Below are 13,785 nucleotides of genomic sequence, written 5' to 3'. Positions count from 1 at the left end.
TTCACGCAGTTCAGCACATCCTACGAAATCTATGGTAGAACGGATCAAGTGCAGCGGATCCGCCGAAAATTCTAATGGCTCTGATCGGTCAATAGCCTGCTCAATTTTTGCTCATCGGTCGATGAAGCCGCCACATGATCGATGCCGTCAACGGTAATCGCCAACAGGCCATTTTCCAAACGACAGATCCAGCCTTTTTCTTTCAGATACCATAAATGAAAATCGATATGCTCTTGCGGACATTCAACCAGCCGCATCAACTCCATGTTGCCTATCCCCGGATTATGAATATTCCGGCGCCGTTTGACGTATAAAACAGACAGGATCCTGTCTTGAATGATAGCATCGTTAGTCGAATTGTAAAAACTGCTAGCCTCCCCTTTAATCTCCCATCGGGATTTCAACAGATTATTGTAATGAAGGTCGTAGGCGACTCTTTTTTCCGGGTCGCGCAATACCTCATGCGCCTTGACGATACCGGCAAAACGACTGGCATCGCCGGTATCGCCATTATCCGGATGATAACGCTGGGCTAAATATCTGAATACCCGGTCTATTGTATCCGCATTAGCATTAGGACTAATTTCCAATAATTCATAAAAATCGACATTGTTATTATTCATGACTAACAAACTGCTCTCAGAAAGACTCTAACGCCAAAAAAGTGTTGACAGTACTCATAAAAGTCTAGTCCAGACTTGATGATTCGTCAAAATTCAGCCTTCCCATATATCGTTCTGAAAAAAGGAGGCCCAATCGTTGAGCCTCCTCGATGAAGGGATTACTCTTCGCCCGCCCTGACCTCGAACTCGATTTTCCAGCGCTGGCCATCCTGCTGGGAAACGGCATGCAATTCCAGCGTGCCGACTTCGGTGACCGCGGCCGATAGATGCACCGGCACCACCTCGCCGGCGCGGCGCCCCTCTTCAGGCAGGATGATTTCGATTTCCTCCAACTCTTCCAGCTCATCCTCGGCCCAATAATCGAGTCGCGCACCAACCCGATCCTCGCGGCGGACATTGGAGGCAAAGAAACGAAAACGCACCGGCTCGCCGACGATCAGGCCGAACTCGTCATCCGGCAGTTCTTCTTCGGTGCCTTCTTCCATGCCGAACGGGGCGATACACAAGGCCTCGATTTCCGGCGGCATGCCGGGAACGGCGGGCATCGCGCTTTCCACGCCGACATAATAGGAAGCCGCGGTGCCGCCTTTGATGCGCACGCCCTTGCCTTTGCGGACAAAACCATAATAGGCCGCGCCACGCGCCACCGCCAGATCCAAATTGGCGCCTTCGAGCAATCTGGCTTCCGGCGCCTGCTCGGCCTGCAACCATGAATTCAACACCTTCATCAGGCGTTCGGCCAACAAGCCGGCTTTTAACACGCCGCCATTGAACAAGACTGCGCTAGGATGAAGAAAACTTGCATTTTCGGGCAGTTGAATATCTTTCAGTTCATCGGTGGCGCTCAACTGTTTGGACAGAAAAGCCGCTAGATGACGAGTGATGCCGGCATCCTGGGCGTAAGGCAGACCGGCCGATCTCAACCCGGAACGCGGTCTTGAAACCGGCCTTTCCGCAGCTTCGATTTCCGGCAAAAAGCCTTCCACCAAGATCTGATCGACTTCGCCACGGGTCAGCTCGGTGCGCAACGTGCCGCCGATCAGCGACGAGCCGCGACTGGCCACGACCAACGGAATGTTATCGATCTCGGGATCATTGAACAGTTTTTCCTTGGCGTCCCGACAGGCATGGGTCAAGGCTTGTAATTGCCAGGCCTCCAGACGCTTGCCGCTGTCTTTTTCCAGTTTCGCCTTGACGGTATAGGCCAAGGCCAGATCCATGTTGTCGCCGCCCAGCAGAATGTGATCGCCGACCGCGACTCGGGTTAATTCCAGGCTGCCGTCCCGTTCGGTCACGGCGATTAATGACAAGTCGGTGGTGCCGCCACCGATATCGACGACCAGAATGATGTCGCCGACATTGACATGGTTGCGCCAATCGCCTTCGCTCATTTCGATCCAGCTGTATAAGGCGGATTGCGGCTCTTCCAGCAACAGGGCATGATCCAGGCCGACCGAACGGGCCGCTTCGGCCGTCAACTCGCGAGCGGCGGGATCGAAGGACGCCGGCACGGTAATGGCGACATCCTGCTCCGCTAACGGCGCATCGGGATGTTTATACTGCCAGGCATCACACATGTGGCGCAAATAAGCTTGAGTCGCCTGAAACGGCGACACCCGCTCGATTTCTTCCGGCGCATCGGCCGGCAAAATCGGTTCCTTGCAGTCGACGCCGGCATGACACAGCCAACTCTTGGCGCTGGCCACCAGACGTATCGGCGTTTTGCCCCCCATATTGCGGGCAATATCGCCAACCAGATATTCAGGCTTAGACGACCAAGGCAAAGCCGTGGAGCCTTCGGCGATCTCAGCCTCATGCGGCAAATATAAAAACGACGGCAATTGGCTTTTCTCTTCCACCTCGCCGGGCGCGGTCAGCTGCGGAATCGGCATGACTTCCTGCACCACCTCGTCGCCGCTTTCCCATAAATCGACATAGGAAACGACGCAGTGGGTCGTGCCGAGGTCGATACCTACCGAGTAACGCGCCCCCTCGTGGTCGGGTTGACTCGACTCACCGCGGTTGGATTCTTCAGGGCTCTGCTCCTCTGGCTCCTGATGTTCGACAGACTGTTCCCCCGAATAATCTTCGGCGGAAGCCTGTTCTTGCTGTTTTACGTGTCCGAACAAATTATTCATCATAGCTCGACCTCTGCCGCCGCGATGATTTTGGCGTCATGCCCTTCGGTTAGCTTCGGTAGATTCATGTCGGTTACCCGCCAGCCTTTATGCACCAGCGTTCCGGTGAACGGCGCTTGGCCGACGATGTTGCCGGTCAGGCGAACGGCCGAGGCATCGAAGCCCTTTTCCAAGGTGATCTTGCTGCCTTCCTGTTCCTCCCGAACACTGGCCAATTTGAAATGTTCATTGATGACGTTATTGCAACCTTCGTGAACCACGCGTGCCGCCACACCGATATCGGCGTCGCTATAGGAACCGATGTTTTCTTTGATGAAATCGACAAAACGCGCTTCTTTTTGCAACAAGCTCAATAATTGCAGGGCTGCATCCGGCGTCGCTTCTTTTAAAACCACCGGTTCCGGCGCCGGCGCTTCGACGATTTTTTCGACTTCGACAACTTTCTCGACCACCTTCACCTCAGGCTCGGGAGCCGGCGCCGCTTGTTCAGCAGGCTTTTTCTTGCCCCGGGCTAGGCTGATCACCATGACCAACAGCACGACGACTAGGGTTAATGCCAGAATCGCCGCGGTCCCGGCCAGGCAAACATGCCACAAATCAAACGTGGTCGGCTGTAATGACAAATCTATGCTATATGTTTTATTCATAATGCTCTTGCTGCTTAATCAGCCGACACGCCCCCGTGCATGCACCGTATCAAGGAATGCGGCGACCAATTGTCTGGATAAAAGATTCGGCGGTCGCTCGTTAATCGCCACCGCCCCCACGAAACTTAAGGTTTTCCTGCTGCCCGCGCCGCTTCGGCGAACATCAACTGTTTCAACACTCGACGCATCATTTGAATGCGCATTTTTTTCAGGTGTCGGTCAGCAATCACGCCCGGCACTTCGGCATCGAGATAGACTTTGCGCATGCCTGCCAGCACCGCTTCGCAACGCTTGACGATCGCTTCGGTTGCATTGCGGCTTTCGATTTTGGCATAGCCTTTCTTCTGCATTTCCTCAGCGATACACTGCTTGTAATTAAATTGCGCATGCTGAATTTGCTTGATGGTCTGATCGCTTAACGAAGTGTTGCGCCATTCGTTTTTGGCGTCGTCGGCGAATACCGAAACCGCGCCAATCATCAATACCAATCCTAAAAACTGTTTCATAATGTTGCCCATCGATAGTGGAATACTGTTGGCCGTCATTTTACGCGATGTTGCAAAAATTGCCCACCGGCATATTGTCCCCATCGCCCATCGTGTTCAGCGCTTTGCAAATTCGGCAACGCGGTGTTTGGCAAAGGTGTTGGCGGCAGGAATCCTGTTAGCCGCCAGGGGAATATTCACCCAGCACCTAATTACCATAAACTATTGGCTATGATTTATAATCGTCGTTTATTTAGGTGTCGGGTGAACGGCGTCCTGTCAAGCGAGTTACCGAACCTCCACAAAGCCTACTGTCTCGGGAAGTTATTTTGTGCATATTCCTTACCCGAACTTTATGCCGCGACGATTATAATATGATCGAATTCGCTATTTTCAACTCTCCAGGCCGACAAACCGCGTCCTTTTATAAATCCAACTCATCGATAAACCGCGCGCCAGCATGAACACCGTCATCGCCAGCCATAAACCGTGATTGCCCAATTCGCGGCTCAGATACCAAGCCGGCAAATAACAGAAAAACAACGAAAACAGCATCGTGTTGCGCATCTGCCGGGACAGCATCGCGCCGATAAAAATCCCGTCAAACAAATAGCAGACAAACGACAGCAACGGCATCGCCGCCAACCAAGGCAAATAGCGGTAAGCGACTTGCCTGACCTCCTCCAGGCCGGTCAGAGCATCGATCACAGAATGGCCGAACCAGGCGTAAACGCCGGCGAAACAACAGGCTATCAGCAAGGACCACAAGGCGGCGGTGTTGATGCTGTGTTTCAGCTGGTCGCGATTTTTTTCGCCGATCGCGCGGCCGACCAGCGCCTCGGCGGCATGGGCGAAACCATCCAGCGCATAGGCCATGAAGGTCTGAAAATTCAGCAACACCGCATTGGCGGCCAGGATGACCTCGCCAAGTCGGGCGCCCTGGGCGGTAAAAAAGGCAAAGGCGAAAATCAGACACCAGGTGCGGATGAAGATATTGCCGTTGATCGCCAGCATCGCCTTGATTTTATTAACATCGCCGACAGCCAGGCCTTTACAGGCGCCGAGTCTCCGCAGGCGCCCGACCAACAACAGCAAGCCGAGCATCAATCCCAGGTATTCGGACACCACCGAGGCCAGCGCCACACCGGTAACCTCCATCTTTAGATAATAGACCAGCCAGATATCCAAACCGATGTTGCTCAAATTAGTGACCAACACGATCGCCAATGGCGCCTTGACATTCTGCATGCCCAGAAACCAGCCGGTCAAAACATAGACGCCCAGGGTCGCCGGCGCGCTCCAGATGCGAATATCGAAATAACGATGGGCCAACGCTTCCACCGTCGCACCGCCCTGCAGCAGCGTAAAGCTCAACCGCGCCAACGGCTGACTCAACAACAGAATTAGCAAGGCGATCAGTTGCGCCAACAACAACGCCCTGAACAAAATCGCCTTGATTTCGCGCTCATGCCCTTCGCCGAAGGCTTGCGCGGTCAAGCCGGTAGTGCCCATGCGCAGGAAGCCGAAGCCCCAATAAATGAAACTGAAAATCAGCCCGCCCAGCGCCACGGCGCCGAGAAATTGCGGCGAATCCAGATGCCCCATCACCGCCGTATCGACCAGTCCCAACAGCGGCGTGGAGATATTCGAGACGATCATCGGCAACGCCAACGACAAAACCAGACGATGGCTAAGGGCTTTATTTTTCAAGACAATTTTGTTGAATTCAGGGAAAATAGTACAGTTTAAAACAATTTTTATCAGTCCATGTACAAATATGATGGCTTAATGGTGCACCAAAGCCACGATGACGAAGGCGTGATCGAGATCATCGACAAGGAAGGCGTCAGAGCCCTGCATTTCGGTTCTCATTCCCGTCAGAGCACGATGTTGCTTGAAGACCCCAACCAACTGCATTCCCTGTATGCAAGAGCGATGATGGCCTTGTTGCTGTTCCACGATTCGCCTCGGGATATCCTGATGATCGGCCTGGGCGGCGGCACCCTGACCAAATACCTGCTGCACCAATTTGTCGACTGCAAGATCAAGGTCGTCGAATTTCGCCGCGGCGTGTTGAAAGTCGCGCGCAGTCATTTCGGCCTGCCGCTGGACCCGCGCCTGAAAGTCAAAATCGGCTGCGGCGCCGAATATGTCGATCGGCAAAGCCACCAACAGGCCGATCAACACGATCTAATCATGATCGACGCCTTCGACCATGAAGGCATGGCCCCGCAAGTCAGCAGCGAGACTTTTTTCGAAGACTGTCGAACGTTATTGCAAGAAGATGGTCTATTGGCGATCAATCTATGGGGCACGAATAAGGATCAGTTTCAGGAAGTCGCCTGGAATATGGGCCGAGTGTTCGACTGGCGCATTTTGTTCCTGCCTGTGCGCAAGCGCGGCAATGTCATCGGCTTCGCCTTCGGCGCAGATATGGCCAAACCCAGCATGAAAGAATTACAGCTCAAAGCTTTACGACTGGAACAACAGTATCAGCTCGAATTTCCGACCTTTGTGCAGGACTTCAAACGTAACAACAACAAAGTACTCAATCGAGTCATCAGAAAATGAATCAACCGGCAAGCAATATCTTCAGCTATAGAAAATACTGGGCGCAGCGCTTCGGCATCGCCCCCCAATTACCGATGAGCCAGGAGGAAATGGATCAGCTCGGTTGGGATGCCTGCGATATCATACTGGTGACCGGCGACGCCTATGTCGACCACCCCAGCTTCGGCATGGCGGTGATCGGCAGAGTGCTGGAAGCGCAGGGCTTCCGTGTCGGCATCATCTCCCAACCCGACTGGCATAGCGCCGAGGATTTTAAAAAACTGGGCCGCCCCAATCTGTTTTTCGGTGTTACCGGCGGCAACATGGATTCGATGGTCAACCGCTATACCGCCGACCGTAAAATCCGCTCCAATGACGCCTACACCGCCAATGGCGAAGGCGGCAAGCGTCCGGACCGGGCCGTCAACGTCTATGCCCATCGCTGCCGCGAGGCCTATAAAAACATCCCGATCATCATCGGTGGCATCGAGGCCAGCCTGCGGCGCATCGCCCATTACGATTACTGGTCCGACAAGGTGCGCAAATCGATATTGATGGATTCCAAGGCCGATTTACTGGTCTACGGCAACGCCGAACGGCAAATCGTCGAAATCGCTCATCGCCTGGCCCAGGGCGAAACGATCGGCGACCTGAAAGGCATCCGCGGCACCGTGCATTTCGTCAAACAAATCCCGAACGGCTGGATCGAGAAGGATTCCAGCAGCATCGACAAACCGGGCGCGATCAATGCGCCGCAAAATCCCTACCAGGAGCAGCCGGCCTGCGCCGATAAACCCGAGGCTGGCGCCGGTCAGGAAAATGTCGTTCAGTTTCACCGAACCATACCCAACAAGCAGCGAACGCAAACCGTCATTCGCCTGCCCGATTACGAGGCCGTTAAGGAAGACAACATTCTTTACGCCCATGCCTCACGCGTCATGCACGGCGAAACCAATCCCGGCAACGCTCGGCCGTTGATCCAGCGACACGGCGCCCGGCAAATCTGGGTCAATCCGCCGGCGATACCGCTAACCAGCAAGGAAATGGACGGCGTCTTCGACCTGCCCTACTCCCGACTGCCTCACCCAACCTACGGCAACGCCAACATCCCAGCGTTTGAGATGATCCAACATTCGGTCAACATCATGCGTGGTTGTTTCGGCGGCTGTACCTTTTGCTCGATTACCGAGCACGAAGGCCGCATCATCCAGAGCCGTTCGGAGGATTCCATCATCCGCGAAATCGAAGCGATTCGCGACACCTCGCCCGCCTTCACCGGCCATATTTCCGACCTGGGCGGACCGACCGCCAACATGTATCGCTTGGCCTGCAAAGACCCGAAGATCGAAGCCTCGTGCCGCAAGCCTTCCTGCGTCTACCCCGGTATCTGCCCTAACCTGAATACCGATCACAGTCATTTGATCAAGTTGTATCGCCGCGCCCGTAAACTGCCCGGCATCAAGAAGATCTTCATCGCCTCCGGCCTGCGCTACGATCTGGCCGTCGAGTCACCGGAATACGTCAAGGAGCTAGTCAGCCATCACGTCGGCGGTTATCTGAAAATTGCCCCGGAACACACCGAACAAGGCCCGCTGTCGAAAATGATGAAACCGGGCATGGGCAGCTACGACCGCTTCAAGCAGATGTTCGACAAATATTCCAAGGAAGCCGGCAAGGAACAATATCTGATTCCCTATTTCATCGCCGCCCACCCCGGCACTAAAGACGAAGACATGCTGAACCTGGCGCTCTGGCTGAAACGCAACGGTTTCCGAGCCGACCAGGTGCAGGCCTTCCTGCCCTCGCCGATGTCGATCGCCACCGCGATGTATCATTCCGGCAAGGACACCCTGCACAAGGTCAGCCGCAGCGCCGACGACATATCGATACCGAAAGGCATCAAGCAGCGCCGCCTGCACAAGGCTTTCTTGCGCTATCACGATCCGAAAAACTGGCCGTTATTGCGCGACGCGCTGAAACGCATGGGCAGAGCCGACCTGATCGGCAACGGCAAGCATCACCTGATCCCCAGCTTCCAACCCAAAGGAACGGGCGCCGCAACAAAACAAAAAAACTTTAAAGGTCAAAATTTTAGAACCAAACACACCGGCTTCGACAAACCCAATGGGCGCAAGCAGACTCGGCGGCCGGCGAAAAAAAGAACAAAAAAATAGAAAAAACTATTGCCAAGCTAAAAAAAATCTTTATAATGTTCAACTTCTTCAGCTGGTGTAGCTCAGTTGGTAGAGCAGCTGATTTGTAATCAGCCGGTCGCGGGTTCGAGTCCCATCACCAGCTCCATTTTTTATCTTTTTTTTAAAAAGATACCTTGATATTGAATCATTTTACCGAGGTTCCTCAGCGTAAAATGATAGCTGTCATTCTCCCGAAAATTCAGGTATATCCTAACCTACTTGTCTGGAGAGTCTTGCGGGCACAAGACTTTGCGAATCAGCGCAGTGACGCCTGATCCGCTTCCGGTTTAGTGCGGATACTACCATAACGCATAGACAGTCTACAATAGTATTATAGAATTGCTTTTCACGTTAGGAATAAGAAACAGACGCATGACGAATGTGACTGGAATCCAGACTCTCTCCTTGGACCAACTCTTGGCATCCTACCTGCCCCGCCACCATCCGAAATTATCGCGCTATCACCCGTAAAATTCAGCAGGAACAAAAGATCACCTTGCTTAGCGAACTCACTGAGGAAGTGCTCATTGCTTGGCGAAACGATATTTTGAAACGCGCGTCCGCCACCACTTGGAACAATTACTATACCCATTTGCGGGCTCTATTGAATTACGCCCTGAAAAAGAACTGGCTAACCTGATGATGAGCTGCTCGACATTCCCAAAACCAGATTGCCAAAACGCAAGAAAAAAACCATCGAACAAGCGTCTCTGGTACAAATCATCGATACGATCGATCATCACGAAGAACGATTCATGCCCAAATGGTTCTGGAAAACCGTGATCAAAATGGTGTTTTTTTACCGGCATGCGGCAAAACCAGCTGCTTTCGCTCAAGTGGCGGGATATCGACTTTGCGAATAATGCCTTGCCGCTTTCCCTTGAAGGCAGTAAAACCCACCGCGAATGGAATATCCCCCTCCCTCAAGGTTGCATCGACGATTTACTTTATCTGCGTGAATAAACCGAACGGCAGTTGGGGCCCGTCGATATTACCAACCATGCCGTTTTTCGGCTGCAACTCTTTAACGACCGATTCTCCGGATACAGTTTGACGAAATGGCAAATCGAAGGTTTTTTCAAGAAGTTAACGAAACTCTCCGGCACCCGTATCAGCGCCCACCGATTAAGACACACCTTTGCGACGCTGATCGCGCAAAGCGGCGAAAACCCCGACCTGAAATCACTGCAATATATTCTTGGTCACACCGATATACGAACCACCATGGCATATATCGAACCCCAGAAAAAACACCTGGAACAGGTCCTGAATCAATTATCGCTGGATCGTTAGCTTTTGGTGAATCGTATATTAATATATGCGACCTTTATAGACATGTTCTATCAATTGCATCGCAGGTAGCTGATCCCATATATTTAAATCATGCCAGCCGCCAAACCGGATATTGTGAGAAAACTGGATCTAGGACGGCTACCAACTCAATTTCTTGCGTTAGAGTTGATGGCATTCAGTTGTTTCCGGCCTTGATTACCCAACCCGATGAGAGCTAAACGCTTAGGAGTTTGATCGGACATATATGCTTAATGACCGAACGAGCCAGCCGTCATATCAATGATACTGTCTGTTAAATAACTGCTATCATCGTTCAAAACAAAAAATGCAATCACACGCGTTATTCCTTGCGGTTGATACAACCTCTTTAGAACACTGCCTTTGGGTTTTCCTCGCGCCCCTCTTTTCATCTAGTCATTAACCTCAAAATGACAACTAGTGAAAAGAGATGGCGCTTTAAGCCCCCCTTGGGCTAATCGAAAATCGAGTCCCACAGGCTTGAAACTGCCCAGCCAACGCCCACCGCCACAACAACCGGAGCGGCAATGGTGACAGCCGATGCCGCCCCAATACTGGCGACGGCAGTTGAGGTCGCAGCAATTGCAGGGCCGCTGGCCGTCACTGCCGCAGCCGCAGCCGCGCCGGTGGCATATCCCTTGGCGCCGGCTTTTGCGGTGGACAAGGCGACATCCTCAAAGTCGCGGTCACCATTCGCCAACCCAACAATACCGCTGGTAAGCTCAATGCCCACCCCGATACCGGCTCCCAGCGCACCGCCCGATTTGGCCGATTGCAGCACGGCATTGCCCAGTGTGCCGGACCCTGAGGCGCCGGCGCGCTGCGCCAGCGTGTTAGTCGTTTTGGACGAAACCCCCGAACTGGTCATGCGTTTGGCAGCCCCGGCTTTTTCCAAAGCCTGATTCGCCAGTTTGGTGGTTTCCTCGGTACCGACCAATTGGGTGCTGCGGTATTGGCCGTTCAGCACCTGCTTGACCGTTTTATCCACTCCGGCCTTGGACAGCGTATCTTTCAACTGCAAACGCTCCACTACCTTGCCACCGTTTTTGGTGACCAAATCGACCGTTTTGGCGGTCGTGCTTTTGGTCAGCTCGGTTTGGCTGCCGTTGAGCAGGTTGCGGACATTTTTGGCATCCTTGGCAAGGATTTCGTGAATGTGGCCCTTCAGATGCGGATTTTTACCCGCGCGCCCGACGGCACGTGAAATCACGCTGCTTTCGTAAGCAGTCTTGCCGGCGATGGTGGTCATGGATGATTTTTGGGATGGTGTGCTCATGATGTATTCCTCCAATATAAAAAGATGGATAAGTTGTTTGAAAAATTAACTAATTATTTAGATAAAAGTGGATATCTCAGAATCCACCCATTAATATTTCATGCGATCAAAATCAATTTATTCGGACTCATCATTCTCCCTCGCCATTTTCAAATTATCTACATAACCAATCGATGATTGGGCCGATGCAACTTCGAAATTGCATCGACCCCCAGGCTAATCGAAAAACCGGCCCAGCAGCTTGCCGACCCCGCAGGCCACCAAGACAACCCCTGCCAACAGCGGTGAACGGGTCCCCGTCGTGTAGGCCTCCACGGGCAAGCGTGTAAACGCGGGCTCCGCTTTCGTAAGAACCTTAGCGGCCCCCGCCGTAGTCAAATGCTTAGTTTCTTTGGCAACGGTGGAAGAAAATGCTTGGTTTGAATTTGACATGATCATTTCTCCTATCAGAATTGAAAAAAATTAATAAACAGTTTCGTAAAAAGCCACTGTCTTAAGTTGTCAATATTTAATCACTCATTAATATAAAAATACGGATTAACAAATTTGTTGTTTGCCCATGTATCAATACCGATTACCAGATATTTTTTTTTAAAATAAAGAGTGTTGTTTTATTGCCTTCTTCGTTTTGTTCGGGAATATTAAATCAGTCAATTAAGCCTTTTTGATATTTGACAAATTTGTTGCTCAAACCAAAATCAATCCATTCAAAGCCGCACTTTTGCCTAACTGGATTTTCTGGCATTCGGGCGTCAACGAATAAAAACCGATGCAATCCACTTCGGGGTCGATCAAATCCCGCAACTGACTCACCAGTTCATCCAGTTCTGCTTGTTTAAGCGCCGCCTCAAACACCGAAAACTGCACCTGTGTGGCAAAGTCGCGCGTGACTCTGTGTACCCGGCGCAAACGTTTGGGATCGCGTATGTCGTAGCAAATCAAATAGGTTTTACTGTGACTCATCGTTCATCACCGTATGCTCGGCCATGCGCGCATACTGTCTTAACAAACGCCTGAAAGCGGGCGCTTGTCGTCTGTACGTTTCATAAAACCGTTGCTTGCCGGCTGCTTGCAACAGACAGCCACCATTTTCATGTTTGAAATCTTCCGGACGCAGTCTGTGGCTATGAAATAGCCCAAACACCCAGGCATCGATCCACGGCCGGATCGGTTCCAACAAATCGCAAGCCAGCGAATCGCGCTGGTAATAGAGATCGTGGTAACACCCCAGCGCCGGGTCCAAGCCCACAGCCCGCAAGGCATCGGCTGCTTCGTGATGCAACAGGGTATAGCTCAACGATAAACAGGCATTGACAGGATCGGTCGGCGGACGGCGGTGGCGATGTTCGAAACCCAGCGCAGGTGGAAATAACCGACTGTAGGCGGCAAAGTAAGCCCCTCCTGCTGCGCCTTCCACGCCGCGTAAACGCTCCAGGGTCAAGGTTTCTCCGTCCGTTTTTATGTCTTCCAACAAATGGCGCAAGGTCTCCATGGCCTTGAACAAGACATGGCGTAAATCGGGGCGAGAATCCTGCTGCTTGGCTAACAGACGATATTGCCGGCTCAATTTCAGGAATACCAGGCGGCGCGCCTGATGAGTTCTGAATGTTTGGTCCTGATACAAGGCATACTGGCGCATGCGCCGATGCACATCGCTGTGCATCGGCGCGCTCAAATAAGCCGTGCGTTTAGGATTGCTATGATTGACCACCAGTAAGGCGATATTGTGTTCACAAAACACGCCAAGTACGCCGGCAGCCAAAACAACCTGAGGCGATGCCACCACGCGCTCAAGTTCTTTCAGCGGCAGACTTCCGATGTGCTTGCCTTGCTGATAAATCAACAGGCAGGCGCGCTCCGTGCGCAATGTTATACCGGTTTTTTCCAAGAACAGTGTTTGCATGATTGTCTCCAAACGTTGGTTTGGAAATCATTGCAACACGCGCGGCGAGAAAAGTAAGAATTGACAAATTTGTTGTCAAAGTCATTCCGGCGGAGATTGCCGGAATCCGGGTGAGTTTGACGAGACTGAAGCATCAGGATGTGCTTAAACCTATGATCTTAATCCCTTCGTACACAGGGGGGGCAATCTATTAAGACGGTGCGCAATGCGCACCCTACACGTCTAAATCCCTTCATAAACAGGGCTGTTATTCAATGAAAGCCGGCATTAAGTATTACCCATTTTTCCGTCTTAATCCCTTCATAAACAGGGCTGTTATTCAATTGAACTTGGATATAAAGTTCAGATCGTAACTAAGTCTTAATCCCTTCATAAACAGGGCTGTTATTCAATCTAAATGGCCTGCTTGCTAACGCGCAGAGCTATGTCTTAATCCCTTCATAAACAGGGCTGTTATTCAATGCCAATGTTGTTGCCATTTATAACTGTCGAAGAGTCTTAATCCCTTCATAAACAGGGCTGTTATTCAATGTATGGAAGATGAAAGCCAGTCATTCTGTTAAGTCTTAATCCCTTCATAAACAGGGCTGTTATTCAATTTATAGAGTTTATAAAGTCAGAAGAATTCAAGAGTCTTAATCCCTTCATAAACAGGGC

The 13,785-nt window shown here is 51.8% G+C and carries 13 protein-coding genes, 1 tRNA gene and 1 CRISPR repeat array (1 of these 15 only partly in view); of the genes, 6 read left to right on the top strand and 8 right to left on the bottom strand.

Annotated elements, in window-relative coordinates; translation table 11 throughout:
* Positions 1–71 precede the first annotated feature (71 nt).
* From Q9L42_RS10055 to Q9L42_RS10035, 5 genes are all read right to left on the bottom strand, one after another.
* Positions 72–623, bottom strand: coding sequence for a J domain-containing protein (locus tag Q9L42_RS10055; protein ID WP_305908569.1), 552 nt, complete (start codon positions 621–623; stop codon positions 72–74).
* Between the two features lie 158 nt (positions 624–781).
* Positions 782–2,761: an Hsp70 family protein gene (locus Q9L42_RS10050; RefSeq protein ID WP_349432750.1), complete on the bottom strand. Its 1,980-nt coding sequence runs from the start codon at positions 2,759–2,761 to the stop codon at positions 782–784.
* Positions 2,761–3,408, bottom strand: coding sequence for a DUF2760 domain-containing protein (locus tag Q9L42_RS10045; protein ID WP_305908570.1), 648 nt, complete (start codon positions 3,406–3,408; stop codon positions 2,761–2,763). Before Q9L42_RS10045 ends, Q9L42_RS10050 begins: the two co-directional genes overlap by 1 nt.
* A 125-nt stretch (positions 3,409–3,533) precedes the next feature.
* Positions 3,534–3,914 (bottom strand): hypothetical protein, encoded by a 381-nt coding sequence (locus tag Q9L42_RS10040; RefSeq protein WP_349432710.1) that lies wholly within the window; start codon positions 3,912–3,914, stop codon positions 3,534–3,536.
* Positions 3,915–4,286: 372 nt separating this feature from the next.
* Positions 4,287–5,603 (bottom strand): MATE family efflux transporter, encoded by a 1,317-nt coding sequence (locus Q9L42_RS10035; RefSeq protein WP_349432709.1) that lies wholly within the window; start codon positions 5,601–5,603, stop codon positions 4,287–4,289.
* A gap of 57 nt (positions 5,604–5,660) precedes the next feature.
* Here Q9L42_RS10035 and Q9L42_RS10030 point away from each other — a divergent pair, with 57 nt between their 5' ends.
* The 6 genes from Q9L42_RS10030 (at position 5,661) to Q9L42_RS10010 (ending at position 9,931) form a co-directional block, all read left to right on the top strand.
* Entirely contained in the window at positions 5,661–6,464 is an 804-nt protein-coding gene (locus Q9L42_RS10030) for a spermine synthase (protein ID WP_305908574.1), read from the top strand.
* Complete coding sequence (locus Q9L42_RS10025) at positions 6,461–8,617, top strand: YgiQ family radical SAM protein (protein WP_305908575.1); 2,157 nt, start codon at positions 6,461–6,463, stop codon at positions 8,615–8,617. The genes Q9L42_RS10030 and Q9L42_RS10025 overlap by 4 nt, the downstream gene beginning before the upstream one ends.
* Positions 8,618–8,668: 51 nt before the next feature.
* Positions 8,669–8,744 (top strand) — tRNA-Thr (locus Q9L42_RS10020).
* A 279-nt stretch (positions 8,745–9,023) separates the two neighbouring features.
* Positions 9,024–9,278, top strand: a complete 255-nt coding sequence (locus tag Q9L42_RS21470; protein ID WP_432648898.1) for a phage integrase SAM-like domain-containing protein — start codon at positions 9,024–9,026, stop codon at positions 9,276–9,278.
* A gap of 31 nt (positions 9,279–9,309) precedes the next feature.
* Positions 9,310–9,501, top strand: a complete 192-nt coding sequence (locus Q9L42_RS10015) for a hypothetical protein (RefSeq protein WP_349432708.1) — start codon at positions 9,310–9,312, stop codon at positions 9,499–9,501.
* A gap of 112 nt (positions 9,502–9,613) precedes the next feature.
* Entirely contained in the window at positions 9,614–9,931 is a 318-nt protein-coding gene (locus tag Q9L42_RS10010; RefSeq protein WP_349432707.1) for a site-specific integrase, read from the top strand.
* A 472-nt stretch (positions 9,932–10,403) separates the two neighbouring features.
* On the opposite strand, the gene Q9L42_RS10005 is transcribed toward Q9L42_RS10010, so the two are convergent.
* From Q9L42_RS10005 to cas1, 3 genes are all read right to left on the bottom strand, one after another.
* Positions 10,404–11,225, bottom strand: coding sequence for a hypothetical protein (locus tag Q9L42_RS10005; protein ID WP_305908577.1), 822 nt, complete (start codon positions 11,223–11,225; stop codon positions 10,404–10,406).
* 687 nt (positions 11,226–11,912) lie between these two features.
* A complete protein-coding gene (cas2, locus tag Q9L42_RS10000; protein WP_305908578.1) occupies positions 11,913–12,188 on the bottom strand; it encodes a CRISPR-associated endonuclease Cas2 in 276 nt (91 codons plus the stop codon).
* Positions 12,175–13,128, bottom strand: a complete 954-nt coding sequence (cas1, locus tag Q9L42_RS09995) for a CRISPR-associated endonuclease Cas1 (protein WP_305908579.1) — start codon at positions 13,126–13,128, stop codon at positions 12,175–12,177. The genes cas2 and cas1 overlap by 14 nt, the downstream gene beginning before the upstream one ends.
* A gap of 220 nt (positions 13,129–13,348) precedes the next feature.
* Positions 13,349–13,785: direct repeats of the CRISPR family, unit length 36 nt; unit sequence GTCTTAATCCCTTCATAAACAGGGCTGTTATTCAAT (it continues 288 nt past the right edge of the window).

It is taken from the genome of Methylomarinum sp. Ch1-1 (genome assembly GCF_030717995.2).
GTDB lineage: Bacteria > Pseudomonadota > Gammaproteobacteria > Methylococcales > Methylomonadaceae > Methylomarinum > Methylomarinum roseum.
The sequence above is the reverse complement of the archived record's forward strand: the minus strand, read 5'-3'. Positions and strand labels throughout refer to the sequence as shown.

Bases quoted from the DNA above. Each gene is read 5' to 3' on its own strand.
- Q9L42_RS10055 (WP_305908569.1), bottom strand. From the start codon at position 623: ATGAATAATAACAATGTCGATTTTTATGAATTATTGGAAATTAGTCCT.
- Q9L42_RS10050 (WP_349432750.1), bottom strand. From the start codon at position 2,761: ATGAATAATTTGTTCGGACACGTAAAACAGCAAGAACAGGCTTCCGCC.
- Q9L42_RS10045 (WP_305908570.1), bottom strand. From the start codon at position 3,408: ATGAATAAAACATATAGCATAGATTTGTCATTACAGCCGACCACGTTT.
- Q9L42_RS10040 (WP_349432710.1), bottom strand. From the start codon at position 3,914: ATGAAACAGTTTTTAGGATTGGTATTGATGATTGGCGCGGTTTCGGTA.
- Q9L42_RS10030 (WP_305908574.1), top strand. From the start codon at position 5,661: ATGTACAAATATGATGGCTTAATGGTGCACCAAAGCCACGATGACGAA.
- Q9L42_RS10025 (WP_305908575.1), top strand. From the start codon at position 6,461: ATGAATCAACCGGCAAGCAATATCTTCAGCTATAGAAAATACTGGGCG.
- Q9L42_RS10005 (WP_305908577.1), bottom strand. From the start codon at position 11,225: ATGAGCACACCATCCCAAAAATCATCCATGACCACCATCGCCGGCAAG.
- cas2 (WP_305908578.1), bottom strand. From the start codon at position 12,188: ATGAGTCACAGTAAAACCTATTTGATTTGCTACGACATACGCGATCCC.
- cas1 (WP_305908579.1), bottom strand. From the start codon at position 13,128: ATGCAAACACTGTTCTTGGAAAAAACCGGTATAACATTGCGCACGGAG.